Genomic DNA, 19,128 nt, shown 5'->3' with positions numbered 1-19,128 from the left:
AGTCCCCGGTCTCCCGGGCTGGCGTTAATGTCTCGTAGGCGTGGTCAAGGTCGGCGCGAAATGAGGGTGTAGTGGTGCGACGTGAGCGGTGGATGGTGGTGGCCACCCTCGCCCTGCTGCAGATCTTCGTCGTCCTCGCGGGCACGTATCTGATCACCCATGACGCCGACAGAACCCCGGCTCCGGTCGCGTCCCCGAAGCCGGCCCCGATCCCCCTGGTGACCGCGGGTCCTGTTCTGGCCGCGGCGGGGGAAGGGGCTCTCCCCGCCAAGGGTACTTTGACCACGCGGCTCACCGCTGCGATGGGTGACCCCGCCCTCGGCGGCAGCGTGGCGGGGATCGTGCTCGACGTCGCGACGGGAACGCCGATCTTCGACGGCCGCTCGGGCACCGCCATCACCCCGGCCTCGACCACCAAGCTCGTCACCGCGCTGACGGTGCTGGCCACCGTGGGGCCGGACGCCCGCCTGGCCACCCGGGTCGTACGGGGGGCATCCGCCGGATCGATCGTCCTGGTCGGCGGCGGCGACCCCACCCTGGCCGGCCCGGGCACGAACGCCCGCGAGCAGGAGGAGACCTACCCCCGGCCGGCGTCGCTCGCCCGGCTCGCGTCGAGTACGGCCAAGGCGCTCAAGGCGGCGAAGCTCACCTCGGTGGACCTGTCGTACGACGCGTCCCTGTTCGGCGGACCGCGCACGGCGCCGGGCTGGAAACCGACGTACATCCCGGAGGGCAGCGTCGCCCCGGTGTCCGCGCTCATGATGGACGAGGGCCGGGCGGCCAACGGCGCCCGCTACCCGGACCCGGCCCAGGCCACCGCCGACGCGTTCGCCACGTTGCTCAGGAAGAACGGCATCAAGGTGGGCAAGGGGGTCGACTCCGCGAAGGCTGCGCCAACGGCGCAGGAGCTGGCCCGGGTGGAGTCCGGCCCGATCTACGCGCTCGTGGAGCGGACGCTCACCCACAGCGACAACGATCTCGCCGAGGCGCTCGCCCGTCATGCCGCCATCAAGGAAGGCCTCCCGCACACCTTCCAGGGCGTGCCCACGGCGGTCGGGCGCGTGCTCACCCGTCTCGGCGTGGGCGGCGGGGTGGAGGTCCACGACGGCAGCGGGCTGTCCACGAGGAACAGAATCACGCCGACGGCACTCGCCCACATCCTGTCCGTGGCGGCGTCCCCCGCCCATCCGGAGCTGCACTCGCTGATCAGCGGTCTGCCGATCGCGCATTTCACGGGAACTCTGCACAATCGATATGAGAAGTCCGATTCGAAGGCCGGCGCCGGATTGGTGCGCGCCAAGACGGGCACTTTGAACGGGGTGAACACCCTGGCGGGCATCGCGTACACATCCGAGGGCCGGTTGCTGACCTTCGCGTTCATGGCCGACCAGGTGGCCAATCCGCCGGAGGCGATCACCGCCCTCGACAAGATGGCCACAATCGTCTCCCAGAGCTAACGATCCCCCTCACGCCTGCATGCGCGGCGAGAAGTCGGAGAACGTACGGTGGTGGGTATGCAGGTGATCGACTGGGATCTGGCCGTCGCGACCGGGGTGCGCCTTGTGCGGCCCGGCCCTCAGGTGAGCCGCGAGGAGGCCAGGCAGGCGGTCCTCGAACTGCGGCGGCTGTCGCGGGACGCCGAGGGGCACGTGCGGGAGTTCACCCGCATCGACTCGGCGACGCCCGAGGCGGCGACCGTGGTCGACCGTCCCGGGTGGATCCGCGCGAACGTGGACGGCTTCCGCGTGGTGCTGGAGCCGCTGACGCAGAAGATGTCGAACATGCCGGCGGTCGTCGGCGCGGTCGGCTCGCGCATCACCGGGCTCGAGGTCGGCGCGGTGCTGGCCTTCCTCGCCTCCCGGGTGCTCGGGCAGTACGAGCTGTTCCTCCCGCCCGACCCCTCGGGCAACGCCCCGACCGGCCGCCTGACGCTGGTGGCGCCCAACATCGTGCACGCCGAGCGCGAGCTGGGCGTCGACCCCCGCGACTTCCGCCTGTGGGTGTGCCTGCACGAGGAGACCCACCGGGTGCAGTTCACCGGCGTCCCCTGGCTCAGGGAGTACGTCCGCGGCCAGATGACCGAGTTCCTCCTCGCGTCCGAGATGGACCTGGCGACCCTGCTGGAGCGCCTGCGCGCCGCCTCCGACGCCGTGGCCGACGCCTTCAGGGGCGGCGAGGGCAACCTCATCGAGGCCATCCAGACGCCCGAGCAGAAGGCCGTGCTCGACCGCGTGACGGCCGTGATGACGCTGGTGGAGGGGCACGGCGACTACGTCATGGACGCGGTGGGCCCGTCCGTCGTGCCGTCGGTCGCCGAGATCCGCGCCAAGTTCCAGCGCCGCCGCGAGGGCGGCTCGCGCTTCGACCAGCTCGTCCGCCGGCTGCTCGGCATCGAGCTGAAGATGAAGCAGTACGCCGAGGGCTCCCACTTCGTCCGCACCGTCGTGGACGAGGCCGGCATGGAGTCGTTCAACAAGGTCTGGACCTCGCCGGAGACCCTGCCCGACCGCGGGGAGATCGCCGACCCGCACGCCTGGATGTCCCGCGTCCTGACCTCCGCCTAACCCCCCACCCCACCGCCGTGATCTTGTAGTTTGTCGCAGGGATCCCCTCTGACCTGCGGCGCATCCCTCCGTGATCACGCGATAAACCGGCCACCTCCGGGCTGACCTGGGCCGACGTCTGTCGTGATCATGCAGTCGCCGGGCCGGGAAGTTGCCCGGCCCACGGGCGGCACCGCCAGAATGGCGGCATGGGCCCGAATCCCGCCGTCGCCGACGTCCGCCGCGCCGTACGGCTGTCGCTCGCGGACCTCGCCGCCTCTGGGAGGGCGGGGGAGACGTCCGGCGCGCTCGTCCTCGTGGCCTGCAGCGGCGGCGCCGACTCGCTGGCGCTGGCGGCGGCCACCGGCTTCGCCGCCCCGCGCCTCGGCCTGCGCGCCGGGCTGCTCACCGTCGACCACGGCCTGCAGGAGGGCTCGGCAGGCCGGGCCCGTGACCTCGTACGGCTCGCGCCCACGCTCGGTCTCGACCCGGCCGAGGCGCTGACCGTCGCGGTCGGCACGGCCGGAGGCCCCGAGGCCGCGGCGCGGGAAGCCCGCTACGCCGCGCTGTCCGCCGCGGCCGGCCGGCTGGGCGCCGCCGCGGTCCTGCTCGGCCACACGCGCGACGACCAGGCGGAGACCGTGCTGCTGCGCCTGGCCCGCGGCAGCGGCACGCGGTCCCTGTCCGGCATGGCGGAAGTCTCGGGGATCTACCGGCGCCCCCTGCTGGGGCTCGGCCGGGCGCGCACCAGGCAGGCGTGTGACGCGCTCGGCCTGCGTCCCTGGGACGACCCGCACAACGACGACCCGGCGTACACCAGGGTCAGGGTGCGGCGCGACGCCCTGCCGGCGCTGGAGGCGGCGCTGGGGCCGGGGATCGCCGACGCGCTCGCCCGTACGGCCCGGCTGTGCAGGGACGACGCCGACGCCCTGGACGCGTGGGCGGACGCCGTCCACGCGCGGTCACGGGGCCCGGCGGGGGAACTGGAGGTGTCCGTGCTGGCGGACGTGCCGGGGGCGGTGCGGCGGCGGGTCATCCAACGCGCGGCCGTGGAGGCCGGGGCGCACGCCGCCGCGCTCGCGGCGGTGCACATCGAGGCGGTCGAGCGGCTGGTGACCGGCTGGCACGGGCAGAAGGGGGTGGACCTACCCGGGGGGGTGGGGGTGGTCAGGCGCTGTGGCACCCTTGTGTTCGCCGTGGACAAACTCTCGCTCGCGTAAGGAAAACCCCAGGTGGACGCAGCCGACATGGGCAAGGACCTCTCCCGAGTCCTCATCTCCGAGCAGGAGCTACAGGAGAAGATCAGAGAACTGGCGGGCCAGGTCGACGCCGACTACGCCGGTAAGGAAGTGTTGATCGTCGGCGTGCTCAAGGGCGCGGTCATGGTCATGGCCGATCTCGCCCGCGCGCTGCACGTGCCCGTGCAGATGGACTGGATGGCCGTTTCCTCGTACGGCGCGGGGACCGTGTCGTCCGGCGTGGTGCGGGTGCTGAAGGATCTCGACACCGACATCGCCGGCAAGCACGTGCTCGTGGTCGAGGACATCATCGATTCCGGCTTGACCCTCTCGTGGCTGATGAACAACCTGAAGTCGCGCAACCCGGCGTCCGTGGAGATCTGCACGCTGTTGCGCAAGCCGGACGCGGTGAAGGTCGAGTTGGACGTCCGTTACGTCGGTTTTGACATCCCCAACGAGTTCGTCATCGGGTACGGGCTCGATTACGCGGAGCGGTATCGCAACCTGCCGTTCATCGGGACTCTTGCGCCTCATGTGTACGGAGGGGAGTAAGCCCTTAGCGAAGTGACCCTCGAATCAGGCGTTATTGGGCGCCGGGACGGGGAACACGGGGTTGGCTGACGTACGTTGGAAAGGCAAAGCCGGAGCCGCTCGGGCAGTTACCCGACGCGGCTGCCGGGTGTACCTTCGGATATCCGTGGGAGGCCGGTCGGCCGTCCCGCGGTAGCCAGAAGGAGCGGTAAGGGATGCCGCGACCCCGGGGTTTCCCGGGGCAGGCCTTGGTCAGGAAGGGACGGGCCCGCCGGGGTTCCGCAACGGATGGATCTCAAGCGATTTACACGTGGCCCACTGCTGTGGATCCTGGGCATCGTATTGCTTCTCCTGCTCGTCACCACGATGTTCGGCGGCGGCGGCAACTACACCACCGCCGACACCTCGACGGTCGTCCAGCAGATTCAGCAGGGCAATGTCAAGAGCGCGACCGTGGTCGACAAGGACCAGCGCGTCGAGCTGACACTTAACCGGCCCGTCGAGGTCGGAGGCAAGACGACCGACCGCATCCAGGCCCTGTGGGTCGAGGGGCAGGGCGTCCAGCTCACGCAGGCGCTCGAGCAGGCCAAGCCCACCCAGGGCTGGACGGTCGATGTGGCGAAGGAGAACTTCCTCGTCAGCCTGCTGGTCAGCTTCCTGCCGATCATCATCATCGTCCTGATCTTCCTGTTCATCATGAACCAGATGCAGGGCGGCGGCTCCCGGGTCATGAACTTCGGCAAGTCGCGGGCGAAGCTCATCACCAAGGACACTCCGAAGACGACCTTCGCCGACGTCGCGGGGGCCGACGAGGCCATCGAGGAGCTCCAGGAGATCAAGGAGTTCCTCCAGGCCCCGGCGAAGTTCCAGGCCATCGGCGCCAAGATCCCCAAGGGTGTGCTGCTGTACGGCCCGCCCGGCACCGGCAAGACCCTGCTCGCCCGCGCCGTCGCGGGTGAGGCGGGCGTGCCGTTCTACTCGATCTCCGGTTCCGACTTCGTCGAGATGTTCGTCGGCGTCGGCGCCTCCCGCGTCCGCGACCTGTTCGAGCAGGCCAAGGCGAACGCCCCGGCGATCATCTTCATCGACGAGATCGACGCCGTCGGCCGGCACCGCGGCGCGGGCCTCGGCGGCGGCCACGACGAGCGCGAGCAGACCCTGAACCAGCTCCTCGTCGAGATGGACGGCTTCGACGTCAAGGGCGGCGTGATCCTCATCGCCGCGACCAACCGCCCCGACATCCTCGACCCCGCGCTGCTGCGCCCCGGCCGCTTCGACCGGCAGGTCGTCATCGACCGGCCCGACCTGGAGGGTCGCAAGGGCATCCTGCGCGTCCACGGCCGCGGCAAGCCGTTCGCGCAGGACGTCGACCTCGACGTGATCGCCCGCAGGACGCCCGGCTTCACCGGCGCCGACCTCGCGAACGTGATCAACGAGGCGGCCCTGCTGACCGCCCGCCAGGACCAGAAGCTCATCACGATGAACACTCTCGAAGAGTCGATCGACCGCGTGATGGCCGGTCCCGAGCGCAAGTCCCGGGTCATGTCGGACCAGGAGAAGAAGATCATCGCCTACCACGAGGGCGGCCACGCCCTGGTGGCCCACGCGCTGCCCAACTCCGACCCGGTCCACAAGATCACGATCCTGTCCCGCGGCCGCGCCCTCGGTTACACGATGACGCTGCCGATGGAGGACAAGTTCCTCGCGACCCGGTCCGAGATGCTCGACCAGCTCGCCATGCTGCTCGGCGGCCGCACCGCGGAGGAGCTCGTCTTCCACGAGCCCACCACCGGCGCGTCCAACGACATCGAGAAGGCGACCTCGATCGCCCGCCGCATGGTCACCGAATACGGCATGAGCGAGCGGCTCGGCGCCCGCAAGTTCGGCAGCGGCAACGGCGAGGTCTTCCTCGGCCGTGAGATGGGCCACGAGCGCGACTACTCCGAGCAGATCGCCTCGGCGATCGACGAGGAGGTCCGCCGCTACATCGAGAGCGCGCACGACCAGGCGTGGGAGATCCTCGTCCAGTACCGCGACGTGCTCGACAACCTCGTGCTCGAACTGATGGAGAAGGAGACGCTCTCCCGGGAGCAGGTCCTCGAGATCTTCTCGCCCGTCGTGCCCAAGGAGAAGCGTCCCTCCTACGCCGGCTACGGCAAGCGTCTGCCGTCCGACCGTCCTCCGGTCATCACGCCGAAGGAGCGCGCGAACGGCAACGGCTCCGCGCTGCCCGCCGGCGGCGCCGGCTCCACTCCGTGGGTCAACGACCAGTCGACGCAGCGGGACGAGGCCTGACCATGGCCGAACCCATGGCGGGGCCGCCTCCCGGCTTCGACCACGACCGGATCGAGAAGGCGGTCCGGGAGATCCTGTTCGCGATCGGGGAGGACCCCGATCGCGACGGGCTCCGGGACACCCCGGCCCGCGTGGCCCGCGCGTTCTCCGAGCAGTTCGCCGGTCTGGGCCAGCGGCCCGAGGACGCGCTGACCACGATGTTCGACGCGGACCACGACGAGATGGTGCTCGTCAAGGACATCGAGGTGATGTCCACCTGCGAGCACCATCTGCTCCCGTTCCACGGGGTGGCCCACATCGGCTACACCCCGAACGAGAAGGGGCGCATCACCGGCCTGTCCAAGCTGGCCAGGCTGGTGGACGTTTATGCCCGCAGGCCGCAGGTCCAGGAGCGGATGACCTCCCAGATCGCCGACGGCCTGATGCAGGTGCTGGAGCCGCGCGGCGTGATCGTGGTCATCGAGGCCGAGCACATGTGCATGACCATGCGCGGCGTGCGCAAGCCCGGGGCAAAGACGATCACATCGGCCGTCCGGGGTGACTTCCGTTCCAGCGAGGCGACCAGGGCCGAGGCCATGTCGCTGATCCTGCGCGGCTGAGCGCGGGCGACGGCCGATTGGGACGCCGCTCCTGCCTGACGGGCACCGGGTCTCGGGGCACTAGTCTTGACCCCATGACCGCAGCGAGTGTGCCCGGTATGCCCGAGTCTGGGCGCTGTCTGGTCATGGGCGTGGTCAACGTCACCCCCGACTCCTTCTCCGACGGCGGGCAGTGGTTCGACGCCGACGTCGCGATCAGGCACGGCCTCGACCTCGTGGCCGAGGGCGCCGACATCGTCGACGTGGGCGGCGAGTCCACCCGCCCGGGCGCGGCGCGGGTGTCCCTCGACGAGGAGCTGCGCCGCGTCGAGCCGGTGATCCGCACGCTCACCGAGGAGGGCGTGACGGTCAGCGTCGACACCATGCGCGCGGAGGTGGCCGAGGCGGCCGTCGCGGCGGGGGCGAAGCTCGTCAACGACGTGAGCGGCGGGCTGGCCGACCCGGTGATGCCGCGGGTGGTGGCCGCGACCGGCGTGCCGTACGTGGTGATGCACTGGCGCGGGCACAGCCGCGACATGGACAGCCGGGCCATCTACGGCGACGTCGTGACCGAGGTGGCGGAGGAGCTGCGCAAGCGGGTCGACTCCGTGCTGGCCGAGGGCGTGCGGGAGGAGCAGGTCGTGCTCGACCCGGGCCTCGGGTTCTCCAAGAACGCCGCGCACAACTGGGCCCTGCTGGCCGGGATCGGCGAGCTGAACCGCCTCGGCCGCCCGTTGCTGATCGGGGCGTCGAGGAAACGCTTCCTCGGCCGACTGCTGGCGGGACCGGACGGCGAGCCCCGGCCGTTCGACGGCAGCGACGACGCCACACTCGCCGTCACCGCGCTCGCGGCGCGGGCCGGCGCATGGTGCGTGCGGGTGCACCGGGTGCGGGCGAACGCCGACGCGGTGCGTGTGGCCGCCGCGTGGGGGGCAGCACCCGTACGACATGTTGACGAGGGCCGGTGACGAGATGCCGACAGGGACGCCGATGAAGGACATCGAGGAGCTCAACCAGGCGTTCTACAACGCCATCGAGAGCGGCGACCTCGACAAGATGTCGGAGATCTGGATCGAGGACGTCCCGGGACGTCCGGCCACGTGCGTCCACCCCGGCTGGCCGATGCTGACCGGGCGGTCGGAGGTGCTGCGCTCCTGGGCGCTCATCATGGCCAACACGCCGTACATCCAGTTCGTGCTGACCGACGTGCAGACGACCGTGATCGGGGACGTCGCCGTGGTCACCTGTGCGGAGAACATCCTCACGGCGGCCGACACCGACGAGCCGGGCTTCGCGGCGGGCCGGGTCGTCGCCTCCAGCACCTACGTGCGGACCGGGACCGGCTGGCGGCTGTGGCTCTACCACGGCTCACCGGTCCTGCAGAGCGACGACGACGAGGAGGACCAGGAGCAGTGACGGCGCGGGCGGCGACCGGTCGTGACACCGTGCGATTGACGGGTCTGCGGGCCCGTGGCAGGCACGGCTGCCTGCCCGCGGAGCGCGAGCTGGGCCAGGAGTTCGTGATCGACGTGGCCCTGTCGTTCGACACCGCTCCGGCGGCTGCGGCCGACGACCTGACGCTCACCGTGGACTACGGGGCGCTCGCGGCGGAGCTCGTCCGCATCGTGGAGGGCGAGCCGGTCAACCTCATCGAAACCCTCGCAGAACGGCTGGCGGCGGCCTGCCTGGCCCATGAGCTGGTCGAGGAGGCGGAGGTCAGCGTGCACAAGCCGGCGGCGCCCATCCCGCTGCCGTTCGGCGACGTGGTGGTGACGATCAGAAGGGGCCGCGCATGAGGGTCGTGATCGCGCTCGGCAGCAACCTCGGCCGCCGCATCGACAACCTCCAGGGAGCCGTCGACTCGCTGTTCGACGCCCCCGGGCTCACGTTCGTGGCGGTGTCGCCGGTCTACGAGACCGATCCGGTCGGCGGCCCCGAGCAGGGCCCCTACCTCAACGCGGTCGTGGTCGCCGAGAGCATGCTCGATCCCCGCACGCTGCTCGACCGCGCGCAGAGCGTCGAGAACGCGTTCGGCCGCGAGCGCAGGGAGCGGTGGGGCCCGCGCACGCTCGACGTGGACCTCATCACGGTCGGGAACCTCATGTCGGACGACCCCGAGCTCACGCTCCCGCACCCCCGGGCGCACGAGCGGGCGTTCGTGCTGGTCCCGTGGGCACAGGCCGATCCGGCGGCGGTGCTGCCCGGACGCGGGTCGGTGGCGGCCCTGCTGGCCGACATGGACCAGAGCGGGGTGCGGCTGCGGCCCGACCTCGTGCTCGAACCCCCGGCCTGATCGACGAGGAGTCCCCGCGTGAAGCCCAGCAATCCCGGCGTGCTCGTCGGCCTCGTGCTCGTGTTCGGCCTGCTCACCTGGGGGCTGCTGCTGCAGTTCTACTCCGAGGTGCCGACCCTGCCGTGGACCGCGATTCCCACCACGCTGCTGCTGGCCGTCGGCGAGGCGTACACGGGCTGGCTGACCCGGGCGAGGATTCTGCGCCGCCCGAACACCAAGCCCGTCGAGCCGCTGGCCGTCGCCCGCCTGGCGGCGCTGGCCAAGGCGACGGCGTACGCCGGGGCGGCGTTCGGCGGCATCTTCGCCGGGTTCGTGGTGCACGTGCTCGAACTGCTCGACCTGGACAAGCCCCGCCAGGACGCGCTCGTCGGAGGCGGGTCGTTCGTGGCCTGCGTGATCCTGATCTGCGCGGCACTGTTCCTCGAACACTGCTGCCGGGTGCCCGGCGAGCCGTCCGGGGAAGCCTGATTCCCTACTTGTCGATGTCGCCCACCACGAAGAACATCGAGCCGAGGATTGCGATCATGTCGGCGACCAGGTTGCCCGGCAGCATCTCCCGCAGCACCTGGATGTTGTTGTAGGAGGCGCTGCGCAGCTTGAGCCGCCAGGGCGTCTTCTCGCCGCGCGACACGAGGTAGTAGCCGTTGAGGCCGAGCGGGTTCTCGGTCCAGGCGTACGTGTGGCCCTCGGGCGCCTTCAGCACCTTCGGCAGCCGCTGGTTGATCGGTCCCGGCGGCAGGTGCCGCAGGCGCTCGACGCAGGCGTCGGCGAGGTCGAGGGAGACCTTGACCTGTTCGAGCAGCACCTGGAACCGGGCCTGGCAGTCCCCGGCCGACCGGGTCACGACCTTCACCGGCAGCTCGCCGTACGCGAGGTAGGGCTCGTCGCGCCGCAGGTCGAAGTCGACGCCCGAGGCCCGCGCGATGGGGCCGCTCACGCCGTACTGCATGATCGTCTCGCGGTCGAGCACCCCGATGCCGCGGGTGCGGGCCAGGAAGATCTCGTTGCCGGCGATCAGTTCCTCGATGTCGGGCAGCCGCCGCCGCACGGCGGCGACGGCGGCGGTGACGCGGTCGAGCCAGCCCAGGGGCAGCTCCTCCTTCAGCCCGCCCACCCGGTTGAACATGTAGTGCATGCGGCCGCCGGAGATCTCCTCCATGACGTGCTGCAGGGTCTCCCGCTCGCGGAAGGCGTAGAAGACCGGCGTGATCGCGCCGAGCTCCAGGGGATAGCTGCCGAGGAACATCAGGTGGCTGAGCACGCGGTTGAGCTCGGCGAGCAGCGTCCTGGCCCACACCGCCCTGGCCGGGGGCTGCATGCCCAGCATGCGCTCGACCGCGAGCACGACGCCAAGCTCGTTGGCGAACGCCGACAGCCAGTCGTGCCGGTTGGCGAGCACGATGATCTGCCGGTAGTCGCGCACCTCGAACAGCTTCTCCGCCCCGCGGTGCATGTAGCCGACGATCGGCTCGGCGGCCGTGATGCGCTCGCCGTCGAGGACGAGCCGCAGCCGCAGCACGCCGTGGGTGGAAGGATGCTGCGGGCCGATGTTGAGGATCATGTCCTCGGTGGCCAGCTCCCTCGCCTGCACGGCGTCGGCTCCCGAGCCGAGCCCCACGATGCGTTCGGTGCGCCCGCCCTCCTGCCCGGTCGGCACGCCGTCCTGCTCGGTCGTCATACCATCCATGGTTTCACGCCCACCCGCCATTCCGCCCCTCCCCTTCACCCCCGCCGTGATCTTGTAGTTTGTCGCAACGACGGCCCGTACGCTGCGGCGACAGGGTCGGTGATCTCGCAGTGATCGAGTGGCTGTCGCCTCTACCTGGATGCCCTGGTCGGGCGGTTCGGGCGCGATTTATTGCATGATCACGAAGGATCGCGCCGCAGGTCATATGGCATTCCTGCGGCAAACTACGAGATCACGCCCGGGTTAGGTCGTGTAGGGCGTCGATGAGGCGGTCGACGTGCTCGGTGGTGGTGCCGATGCCGATCGAGGCGCGTACGGCGCTGACCGTGCCGTCCGCGCAGCCGCCGTCCTCCCCGCCGCCGAGGAGGTGGCGGACGAACGGATGGGCGCAGAACTTGCCGTCCCTGACGCCGATGCCCCACTCGGCCGACAACGCCTCGGCGACCTCCCGGGCGGTGCGGCCCTCGACGGTGAACGACACGATGCCGACGCGCGGGTGGTCCTGCCCCCACAGCGACAGCTCGCGGACGCCGGGGATCGCGGCGAGCCCGGCACGCAGGCGGGCGAGCAGCCGCTCCTCCTCCCGCACCAGCGCGGCCCAGCCCGTCGCGGTCAGTGCGTCGCAGGCGGCGGCCAGCGCGATCGCGCCGAGCACGTTGGGGGTGCCGGCCTCGTGCCGCGTCTCGGGGTCGTCGCTCCAGTCCACCGTCTCGCCCACGGACCGTACGGCTCCGCCGCCGCGCAGGTACGGATCGGCGTCGGCGAGCCAGTCGGGGCGGCCCACGAGCACCCCGGCGCCGAACGGGGCGTAGAGCTTGTGCCCGGAGAAGGCCACGTAGTCGAGGTCGAGCGCGGCGAGGTTGAGCCCGCGGTGGGGGACGAGCTGGGCGGCGTCCACGGCGATCCGCGCGCCGTGCCGGTGGGCGATGTGCGCCAGCCCGGCGATCGGCCACAGCTCGCCGGTGACGTTGGAGGCCGCGGTCACGACGAGCAGGGCGGGGCCGTCGATCGCGGCCAGCGCCTCGTCGGCCGCGCGAAGCGCCTCGCCGGGGAAGGCGGGCGGCGCGAGCCGTACGGCGTCGGGCCAGGGCAGCAGCGAGGCGTGGTGCTCGGTCTCGAACACGACGACGGTGGTGCCCTCGGGGAGGCTGCGGGCCAGCAGGTTCATGGCGTCGGTCGTGTTGCGCACGAAGACCAGCGCGTCGCCGGGCCGGGCGCCGACGAAGGCCCGCACGGTGTGCCTGGCCTGCTCATACCTGGCCGTCGTGAGCTGCGAGGCGTAGCCCGCGCCCCGGTGGACGCTGGAGTAGGCCGGCAGCGCCGCCGCGACGGCGGCGTTCACCGGCTCCAGACAGGGCGCGCTCGCCGCGTAGTCGAGGTTCGCGTACGGCACGAGCCTGCCGCCCCTGACGGGCACCTCCAGATCGGCGCCCACGACGGCCGGCAGGCGCACGGGGGCGAGATCGGGCTCGGAGACGTGGGTGGCGGAGATGCGGGTGACGGCCTGCTGGACGAAGGTGAGTGCGGACACGCCAATCCTCCTGGGTCGGGGACCCCGGCCATGGCGTCGGAAGGCGGAGCCCGCGCTTGCCCGGCACACCTCGTGCCGGACCCGGTCCTCACCCGGGGCACCCCGCCGCGAGCGCGAGGGTTGCCGGCCAGCAAGCCGGGGCTTGACGCTGGCACTCATGACCTGGACGGCACTATAACCCGACCCCGCCCTCCGGCCGCAAGTGCGGGCGGCTCGGGCGAGGTCAGCCGTCGTCGACCGTGACCCCCAGGACGTGGGCGAACATCGGAGCGAGTTCCATCAGCTGGACGCCGCTGACGGTCGCGCCGCGCAGCGCGTCGTAGCCGTCGGAGATGCCCAGGGACACCGCGCCGCGCAGGTCGACCCGGGACATGCGCGCCTTGTCGAACCGCACCCGTTCAAGCGTGGATCCGGGGAAGTCGACGCCGGTCAGCGTGGCGCCCGCGAAGTCCACGTCGCGCAGCGTGCACTCGACGAAGGAGACCTCCCGCAGCTCGGCCGCGCGGAGGTTGACCGAGTCGAGCTTGCAGCGGTGGAAGAACACCTGGTGCATCTCGGCGCCGGGCAGCGCCGTGCCGGCCGGGGCACTCATGACGATCTCCGCGTCCACCCAGACGGACTCGGTGAGGTCGCCGCCCACCCAGCGCACGCCGTTCATCCACACGTCGGAGAACCGGGCGCGCCGATAGCGGCCGCCGGTGAACGTCACCGAGGTGAACGCCGACTCCATGAACCGGGCGCCTCCGGCGTCGGCGTCATCGAACTCCTGCCCGTCGAACAGGACCGTGTCGTAGTCGCCGCCCTGGCTGAGCCGGCCGTCGAACGGCTCCAGATGATCGGCATAAGGCAGATCGCCGAGTTCGCGAGGTTCCCTGCGATGCTGTTCGCGGCGCTTCGGCATCGCCCCAACCTACGGCATGACGCACCCGTACGCCCGTACTCCCAGGCGAGGCCTTTTATCCGTATTGTTGTCCATTGTGAAGTTTGATCCCTGGAATGCCGAGTTCATCGCGTACCCCTATGACGCCTACCGCGACCTGCGCGACAACGATCCGGTCAGCTTCTTCGAGCCGACAGGGCAGTGGCTGATCGCCCGCCACGCCGATGTGAACGCGCTGCTGCGCGACCGGCGCCTCGGCCGGTCCTACCTGCACGTGGCGACGCACGAGGCGTTCGGCCGCGAGCCCGAGCCGGAGTTCCAGGAACCGTTCTGGCGGGTGATCCGGGCCGGGATGCTCGACGTCGAGCCGCCGGTCCACACGCGGCTGCGCCGCCTGGTGTCCAAGGCGTTCACGCCCCGCATGGTCGAGTCGCTGCGGCCCCGGGTGCGGAGGATCGCGACCGAGCTGACCGAGGGACTGGTCGAGCGCGGCGGCGGCGACCTGCTGGCCGAGGTGGCCGAGCCGCTGCCGGTCACCGTGATCGCCGAAATGCTGGGCGTGCCCGAGGCCGACCGGCACCTGCTGCGTCCCTGGTCGGCCGACATCTGCGGGATGTACGAGCTGAATCCCTCGCTGGAGGCCCAGCACACGGCCGTAGGCGCGGCCACGGAGTTCGCCGGCTACCTGCGCGAGCTGGCCAGGGCGCGCAGGGACCGGCCGGGCGACGACATGATCTCGGCGCTGGCCCAGGTGGTGGACGACGGCGACCGGCTGACCGAGGACGAGCTGATCGGCACCTGCGTGCTGCTGCTCAACGCCGGTCACGAGGCCACGGTCAACGCCACCGGCAGCGGATGGTGGGCGCTGTTCCGCAACCCGGGTGAGCTGGAGCGGCTGCGCGCCGACCCCGGCCTGATGCCGACGGCGGTCGAGGAGGTGCTGCGCTACGACACCCCGGCGCAGATGTTCGAGCGGTGGGTGCTGGAGGACATCGAGGTCGGCGGGGTCACGATCCCCAAGGGGGTGGAGATCGCGCTGCTGTTCGGCTCGGCCAACCGGGACCCCGAGGTCTTCGCCGACCCCGACCGTCTCGACATCGGCCGGGCGGACAACCCGCACATCTCGTTCGGCGCCGGCATCCACTTCTGCCTCGGCGCGCCGCTCGCGCGGGTCGAGATGGCCGAGTCGTTCGCCGCCCTGCTCCGGCTGGCGCCCAAGCTGGAGCTCGCCGAGGAGCCCGCCTGGAAGCCCAGCTACATTATGCGCGGCCTGGAGTCGCTCAAGGTCACCGTCTGACGGTCTGACTGAGCCAGCCGAAGCCGCCGAGACCGGCCGGGTCGATCAGTTCGGCCTCCTGCGCGGCCCGGCCGAGCGCGCGCACGTATCCGGCGGGATCGGCCGACGCCTGCGCGAGCGGCGGCCGGGCGCCGGTGACCCCCAGCTCCCGCAGCGCCTCCCGCTGCGTGGTGAGCGTGGACGCCCGCGCCCCCGCCCGCTCTCCGGCCGCCGCGCAGGCGTCCAGCGCGACGTGGGCCGTGATGTCGCACGACCCGTCCGGCGTGGCCGGGACGACCGCGCCGTCGCGATATCCGGCGATCGTGCCGAGCGGGGGCCGCCGCCCGGCCAGGTGGGCGTAATCCACGGCGACCGCCGTGCCGCGCGCCATCCGCGCGATCAGCGAGGCCCACGCCTCGTCGCGCGGGCGGCCGATCTCGGCGCGTTCCCCCGGCGAACGCAGCGGCCACCAGCGCTCCAGCCAGGCGAGGTCCTCCGGGCCGGGAGCGGGCCCGAGCCTCTCGTCGCCGGTCGAGGGGTCCACGAGCATGAGGCGAGGGCCGTCCGGCGTCATCTCGGCGACGTCGAGCGGCACGTTGTCCAGCCACTCGTTGGCGATCACCAGGCCCCCGATCCCGTACGGCGCCTCCGGCTCCCAGGCGACGCGGGGGTCGAGATCGGCCGGCCGGGGGGACAGGTCGACGGCGGTGACCCGAAGCCGCTCCGCGAGGTCCGGCGGCGCGGCGGCGAGCACTCGGGCGGCCAGCAGGCCGGTGCCGCTGCCCATGTCCACGAGATCGACCCGGTCGGGCCTGCCGAGGGCGGCGTCGGCCCGCAGGAGCAGGCGCAGCACGGCCTCGGCGAAGACCGGCGAGGCCTGCACCGACGTGCGGAAATGCCGGTCGGGGCGCTCCCGCAGGTAGAAACCCTCCGCGCCGTAGAGCGCCCGCCGCATGGCCTCCCGCCAGGTGACCTCCACAGCGTCGTACGTTACCGACACGCCGAGGCCGTGACGAAAAGTAGTCACTTTCGTACTTATGGCTCAACATAGGCCCGTGAGAAACGGGACAAAATCCGACCGTTGGGCCACGCCCGGGCCGGCGGGAGCGCCGCCGCTACGCTGAACCGAGGGGAGGCGTCATGGACACAAGTGACCGCCCGGCGCGGCTCGCCGTGGGAGTGCTCGGCGCGGGACGGGTCGGCTCCGTGCTCGGAGCCGCGCTCATGCTCGCGGGTCATCGGGTGGTGGCCGCCAGCGGCGTATCCGACGCGTCGGCGCGACGCGCCGCCGACCGCCTCGGCCTGAAGCTCAGCAGGCCGGACGAGGTGATCGCCAGGTCCGAGCTCGTGCTGCTGACCGTGCCGGACGACGTCCTGCCCGGCCTCGTCTCCGGCCTCGCCGCCACCGGCGCCGACCTGCGCGGCAAGCTGCTCGTGCACGCCAGCGGCGCGTACGGCCTGGGCGTCCTCGACCCCGCGGCCGAGGCGGGGGCGCTGCCGCTCGCGCTGCATCCCGTGATGACGTTCACCGGCAGGAGCGACGACCTGACCCGGCTCAACGGCTGCTCGTTCGGCGTCACGGCGCCCGACCTGCTGCGGCCGGTGGCCGAGGCGCTGGTGATCGAGATGGGCGGCGAGCCGGTGTGGATCGCCGACCGGGACCGGCCGCTCTACCACGCCGCCCTGGCCGGCGCCGCGAACCACATGGTGACGCTCGTGGCCGAGTCGCAGGAACTGCTCGCGAAGATCGGCGTGGAGCATCCGGGCCGGATGCTCGGCCCGCTGCTGAGCGCGGCACTCGACAACGTGCTGCGTCTCGGCATCAGCGGGCTCACCGGGCCCGTGGTCCGCGGCGACGCGGGCACCGTGCGCAAGCACGTCGACGCGCTCATCCTGGCCGCCCCCGAGGCCGCGGACGCGTACGTCGCCCTGGCGCGGCTCACCGCCGACCGGGCGCTCGCGGCGGGCCTGCTCAAGCCGGAGGCGGCCGAACGCCTTCTGGACGCCCTGGGAGGGAACATATGGACCTGACCGTCGCCGCCGACCGCGCCGCCCTCGACAAGGCGAGGGACGCGCTCGGCCCCGGGAGGATCGCCCTGGTCCCCACGATGGGGGCGCTCCACGAGGGCCACCGGTCGCTGGTGCGGCTGGCGCGCGAGCACGCCGACCACGTGGTGGTGAGCGTGTTCGTCAATCCCCTGCAGTTCGCCCCCAACGAGGACTTCTCCCGCTATCCCCGTACGTTCGACGCCGACCTCCGGGCGTGCGAGGAGGAGGGCGTGGCTGTGGTCTTCGCGCCCTCGGCCGAGGACATGTACCTGCCGGACCGCCAGGTGGAGGTCTCGGCCGGCGGCATGGGCGGCGTGGTCGAGGGCGCCTTCCGGCCCGGCCACTTCGACGGCGTGCTGACCGTGGTGCTCAAGCTGTTCAACCTGGTGCGGCCGGACGTCGCGGTCTTCGGGCAGAAGGACGCCCAGCAGCTCGCGCTGATCCGGCGGATGGTGGCCGACCTCGACGTCCCGGTGTCGATCGTCGGCGCCCCGACCGTGCGGGAGCCCGACGGTCTCGCGCTGTCCAGCCGCAACAGGTATCTGTCCGAGGCCGACCGCGCCACCGCGCTCGCGCTGTCGCGGGCGCTGCGGGCCGGCGCGGCGCGGGCCGAGACCGCGGGGCCGGCCGGGATCCTCGACGCCGCCAGGGCCGTGCTGGAGGAGGCGGCCCGCTTCGACCCGCCGCTGCTGCTCGACTACCTGATCCTGGCCGACCCCGCGACGTTCGCCCCGGTCGCCGACGGCCACCGCGGCGAGGCGATCCTCGCCGTGGCCGCCAAGGTGGGCACCACCCGCCTCATCGACAACGTGGTCCTGACCCTGTAGGGGGTGCGACGCCTCAGGCCGTCCCGGCCCGCAGCGTGAACCAGAAGGTGGGGAACGGGTTCGTCCCGGGTGTGACGTCGGCCAGCTCCCAGCCGGCGAACCTGGCGCGCAGCTCGTCGGCGGTGACGCCGGCGAACGTGTCGCCGAGCGTTCCGGGGCCGTACCCGAACATCAGCAGCCGTGCGCCGGGAGCGGCGCGGCGGGTGAGCCCGGCGGCGTACGCGTCCCGGCGGTGCGGCGGGATGCCGCAGTAGCAGCTCAGGTCGAAGAACAGGTCGTAGGGGCCGGGCGCGTCCAGCTCGTCGAGCCGGGTGGCGTCGCCCTGCAGCAGCCGCACGGCCGCTCCCGCCGTGGCGGCCCTCTCCCGGGCCTGCTCGATCGCGCGGTCGACCAGGTCGACCGCCACGACCTCCCAGCCGTGCCGGGCCAGGTAGATGGCGTTGGTTCCGGTGCCGCAGCCGAGCTCCAGGGCCCGGCCGGGCGGCAGCGCCCCGTTCCCCGCCCCGTTCCCCGGCTCGTGCCCCTCGATCAGGGCGACCAGCTCGGGTGGCGTCACGCCGGTGTCCCACGGCGGCTTGCCGGCCCGGTAGTAGTTCTCCAGCGCTCGGCGTACGGCCTCCTCCTCGTCCAGCCGGGTGTCCGTGCCCGCGGTGTCGTGCTTGTCCATGGCTCTGCTCCAGGTTTTTAGAGTTGAACTCTAGTGACTATCTCTAGAGATATACTCGCGCCATGGACACCGTCAAGCGGCCGGACAAACGGGCCGAGCGTTCCCGTCGCACTCGCGAGAAGGTCATCCAGGCGGCGCGGGAGCTGTTCGTGGCGCACGGCTACGGGGCGACGAGCCTGCAGGAGGTCGCCGACCGGGCGGGTGTGGCCGTTCAGACGGTCTACTTCGTCTTCGGCAACAAACGCACGCTGTTCAAGGACGTCGTCGACACGTCCATCGCCGGTGACACCGAGCCGGTGGCCGTCATGGACCGTGAGTGGTTCCGCGCCGCGTGCGCCGAGCCGACCGCGGCCGGTCAGCTGCGCGCGCACGTCCGGGGCACGAGTGAGATCCTCGCCCGGGTCGCCCCGCTCATGCCGATGATCGAGTCCGCCGGGGCCGCCGACCCGCAGATCGCCGCGCAATGGCCGGACGGCCCCGACCCGCGTTACGTCGTGCAGCACGCCGCGGCCCAGGCGCTGGCCGGCAAACCCGGCGCCCGCCCCGACGTCTCCGTCGCGACCGCGGCGGACCTGCTGTTCTGCCTGCTCAGCCCGCAGCTGTACCTGCTCTTCGTGCAGGATCGCGGCTGGTCGCAGGACCGGTGGGAGGAATGGGCCCACGCCACTCTGGCCGCCCAGCTCTGCAACGACCCTGCGGCAGGCACGGGCTCTGCGGCGTCCTCCTCGTAGGA

General features: G+C 71.7%; 20 protein-coding genes and 1 riboswitch. Of the genes, 15 read left to right on the top strand and 5 right to left on the bottom strand.

The genetic code is table 11. The features are described from left to right. Nucleotides 1–71 precede the first annotated feature (71 nt). From dacB to BXA11_RS27335, 11 genes are all read left to right on the top strand, one after another. The gene (gene dacB / locus BXA11_RS27385) at nt 72–1,457 is read left to right on the top strand and encodes a D-alanyl-D-alanine carboxypeptidase/D-alanyl-D-alanine endopeptidase (protein ID WP_204053861.1); all 1,386 of its coding nucleotides are present in this window, start codon (nt 72–74) and stop codon (nt 1,455–1,457) included. 57 nt (nt 1,458–1,514) lie between these two features. Further along, on the top strand, nt 1,515–2,564 hold the full coding sequence (locus tag BXA11_RS27380) for a zinc-dependent metalloprotease (RefSeq protein ID WP_030507950.1): 1,050 nt from the start codon (nt 1,515–1,517) through the stop codon (nt 2,562–2,564). A gap of 188 nt (nt 2,565–2,752) precedes the next feature. Continuing rightward, complete coding sequence (gene tilS / locus BXA11_RS27375) at nt 2,753–3,763, top strand: tRNA lysidine(34) synthetase TilS (protein ID WP_076439117.1); 1,011 nt, start codon at nt 2,753–2,755, stop codon at nt 3,761–3,763. Between the two features lie 12 nt (nt 3,764–3,775). Further along, a complete protein-coding gene (gene hpt, locus BXA11_RS27370; protein WP_051761693.1) occupies nt 3,776–4,333 on the top strand; it encodes a hypoxanthine phosphoribosyltransferase in 558 nt (185 codons plus the stop codon). Between the two features lie 267 nt (nt 4,334–4,600). Further along, entirely contained in the window at nt 4,601–6,607 is a 2,007-nt protein-coding gene (gene ftsH / locus BXA11_RS27365; RefSeq protein WP_076439115.1) for an ATP-dependent zinc metalloprotease FtsH, read from the top strand. A gap of 2 nt (nt 6,608–6,609) precedes the next feature. Continuing rightward, the gene (gene folE, locus BXA11_RS27360) at nt 6,610–7,206 is read left to right on the top strand and encodes a GTP cyclohydrolase I FolE (protein WP_030507954.1); all 597 of its coding nucleotides are present in this window, start codon (nt 6,610–6,612) and stop codon (nt 7,204–7,206) included. Between the two features lie 74 nt (nt 7,207–7,280). Then, nucleotides 7,281–8,153 carry a dihydropteroate synthase gene (folP, locus tag BXA11_RS27355; RefSeq protein ID WP_076439113.1) on the top strand — a complete coding sequence of 291 codons (873 nt, stop codon included), beginning with the start codon at nt 7,281–7,283 and terminating at the stop codon, nt 8,151–8,153. 22 nt (nt 8,154–8,175) lie between these two features. Then, nucleotides 8,176–8,601 carry a nuclear transport factor 2 family protein gene (locus BXA11_RS27350; protein WP_030507956.1) on the top strand — a complete coding sequence of 142 codons (426 nt, stop codon included), beginning with the start codon at nt 8,176–8,178 and terminating at the stop codon, nt 8,599–8,601. Further along, on the top strand, nt 8,598–8,981 hold the full coding sequence (folB, locus tag BXA11_RS27345; RefSeq protein ID WP_030507957.1) for a dihydroneopterin aldolase: 384 nt from the start codon (nt 8,598–8,600) through the stop codon (nt 8,979–8,981). The genes BXA11_RS27350 and folB overlap by 4 nt, the downstream gene beginning before the upstream one ends. Next, a complete protein-coding gene (gene folK, locus BXA11_RS27340) occupies nt 8,978–9,478 on the top strand; it encodes a 2-amino-4-hydroxy-6-hydroxymethyldihydropteridine diphosphokinase (protein WP_030507958.1) in 501 nt (166 codons plus the stop codon). Before folB ends, folK begins: the two co-directional genes overlap by 4 nt. An 18-nt stretch (nt 9,479–9,496) precedes the next feature. Beyond that, the gene (locus BXA11_RS27335) at nt 9,497–9,946 is read left to right on the top strand and encodes a DUF3180 domain-containing protein (RefSeq protein ID WP_030507959.1); all 450 of its coding nucleotides are present in this window, start codon (nt 9,497–9,499) and stop codon (nt 9,944–9,946) included. A gap of 4 nt (nt 9,947–9,950) precedes the next feature. On the opposite strand, the gene BXA11_RS27330 is transcribed toward BXA11_RS27335, so the two are convergent. The 3 genes from BXA11_RS27330 to BXA11_RS27320 form a co-directional block, all read right to left on the bottom strand. Continuing rightward, on the bottom strand, nt 9,951–11,156 hold the full coding sequence (locus tag BXA11_RS27330; RefSeq protein WP_076439111.1) for an NADH-quinone oxidoreductase subunit D: 1,206 nt from the start codon (nt 11,154–11,156) through the stop codon (nt 9,951–9,953). 241 nt (nt 11,157–11,397) lie between these two features. Beyond that, nucleotides 11,398–12,657, bottom strand: a complete 1,260-nt coding sequence (locus tag BXA11_RS27325) for an aminotransferase class V-fold PLP-dependent enzyme (RefSeq protein WP_076439304.1) — start codon at nt 12,655–12,657, stop codon at nt 11,398–11,400. A gap of 86 nt (nt 12,658–12,743) precedes the next feature. Next, nucleotides 12,744–12,859, bottom strand: a riboswitch (SAM riboswitch). A 60-nt stretch (nt 12,860–12,919) separates the two neighbouring features. After that, nucleotides 12,920–13,597 (bottom strand): pentapeptide repeat-containing protein, encoded by a 678-nt coding sequence (locus BXA11_RS27320; RefSeq protein ID WP_076439109.1) that lies wholly within the window; start codon nt 13,595–13,597, stop codon nt 12,920–12,922. A 76-nt stretch (nt 13,598–13,673) separates the two neighbouring features. Between BXA11_RS27320 and BXA11_RS27315 the strand changes: the two genes are divergently transcribed. Continuing rightward, complete coding sequence (locus tag BXA11_RS27315) at nt 13,674–14,873, top strand: cytochrome P450 (protein WP_204053860.1); 1,200 nt, start codon at nt 13,674–13,676, stop codon at nt 14,871–14,873. Here the strand turns inward: BXA11_RS27315 and BXA11_RS27310 are convergent. After that, on the bottom strand, nt 14,863–15,831 hold the full coding sequence (locus tag BXA11_RS27310; RefSeq protein WP_076439105.1) for an SAM-dependent methyltransferase: 969 nt from the start codon (nt 15,829–15,831) through the stop codon (nt 14,863–14,865). The two genes, BXA11_RS27315 and BXA11_RS27310, sit on opposite strands and share 11 nt — an antisense overlap. Nucleotides 15,832–15,992: 161 nt before the next feature. Here BXA11_RS27310 and BXA11_RS27305 point away from each other — a divergent pair, with 161 nt between their 5' ends. After that, a complete protein-coding gene (locus tag BXA11_RS27305; protein WP_076439103.1) occupies nt 15,993–16,883 on the top strand; it encodes a Rossmann-like and DUF2520 domain-containing protein in 891 nt (296 codons plus the stop codon). Next, nucleotides 16,874–17,728 carry a pantoate--beta-alanine ligase gene (panC, locus tag BXA11_RS27300; protein WP_030507966.1) on the top strand — a complete coding sequence of 285 codons (855 nt, stop codon included), beginning with the start codon at nt 16,874–16,876 and terminating at the stop codon, nt 17,726–17,728. Before BXA11_RS27305 ends, panC begins: the two co-directional genes overlap by 10 nt. Nucleotides 17,729–17,741: 13 nt before the next feature. Here the strand turns inward: panC and BXA11_RS27295 are convergent, their stop codons facing one another. Beyond that, nucleotides 17,742–18,395 (bottom strand): class I SAM-dependent methyltransferase, encoded by a 654-nt coding sequence (locus tag BXA11_RS27295; protein WP_076439101.1) that lies wholly within the window; start codon nt 18,393–18,395, stop codon nt 17,742–17,744. Between the two features lie 62 nt (nt 18,396–18,457). On the opposite strand from BXA11_RS27295, the gene BXA11_RS27290 reads away from it, so the two are divergent. Next, the gene (locus tag BXA11_RS27290) at nt 18,458–19,126 is read left to right on the top strand and encodes a TetR/AcrR family transcriptional regulator (RefSeq protein WP_076439099.1); all 669 of its coding nucleotides are present in this window, start codon (nt 18,458–18,460) and stop codon (nt 19,124–19,126) included. The last annotated feature ends 2 nt before the right edge of the window (nt 19,127–19,128 follow it).

Origin of the sequence: Microbispora rosea, from assembly GCF_900156315.1 — a bacterium.
In the GTDB taxonomy this organism is placed as follows: domain Bacteria; phylum Actinomycetota; class Actinomycetes; order Streptosporangiales; family Streptosporangiaceae; genus Microbispora; species Microbispora rosea.
The sequence above is the reverse complement of the archived record's forward strand: the minus strand, read 5'-3'. Positions and strand labels throughout refer to the sequence as shown.

Excerpts from the sequence above, each read along its gene's own strand:
- BXA11_RS27350 (WP_030507956.1), top strand. The coding sequence starts at position 8,176 with ATGAAGGACATCGAGGAGCTCAACCAGGCGTTCTACAACGCCATCGAG.
- folP (WP_076439113.1), top strand. The coding sequence starts at position 7,281 with ATGACCGCAGCGAGTGTGCCCGGTATGCCCGAGTCTGGGCGCTGTCTG.
- BXA11_RS27295 (WP_076439101.1), bottom strand. The coding sequence starts at position 18,395 with ATGGACAAGCACGACACCGCGGGCACGGACACCCGGCTGGACGAGGAG.
- BXA11_RS27380 (WP_030507950.1), top strand. The coding sequence starts at position 1,515 with ATGCAGGTGATCGACTGGGATCTGGCCGTCGCGACCGGGGTGCGCCTT.
- folE (WP_030507954.1), top strand. The coding sequence starts at position 6,610 with ATGGCCGAACCCATGGCGGGGCCGCCTCCCGGCTTCGACCACGACCGG.
- tilS (WP_076439117.1), top strand. The coding sequence starts at position 2,753 with ATGGGCCCGAATCCCGCCGTCGCCGACGTCCGCCGCGCCGTACGGCTG.
- folK (WP_030507958.1), top strand. The coding sequence starts at position 8,978 with ATGAGGGTCGTGATCGCGCTCGGCAGCAACCTCGGCCGCCGCATCGAC.
- ftsH (WP_076439115.1), top strand. The coding sequence starts at position 4,601 with ATGGATCTCAAGCGATTTACACGTGGCCCACTGCTGTGGATCCTGGGC.
- panC (WP_030507966.1), top strand. The coding sequence starts at position 16,874 with ATGGACCTGACCGTCGCCGCCGACCGCGCCGCCCTCGACAAGGCGAGG.
- BXA11_RS27320 (WP_076439109.1), bottom strand. The coding sequence starts at position 13,597 with ATGCCGAAGCGCCGCGAACAGCATCGCAGGGAACCTCGCGAACTCGGC.
- BXA11_RS27290 (WP_076439099.1), top strand. The coding sequence starts at position 18,458 with ATGGACACCGTCAAGCGGCCGGACAAACGGGCCGAGCGTTCCCGTCGC.
- BXA11_RS27330 (WP_076439111.1), bottom strand. The coding sequence starts at position 11,156 with ATGACGACCGAGCAGGACGGCGTGCCGACCGGGCAGGAGGGCGGGCGC.
- BXA11_RS27305 (WP_076439103.1), top strand. The coding sequence starts at position 15,993 with ATGGACACAAGTGACCGCCCGGCGCGGCTCGCCGTGGGAGTGCTCGGC.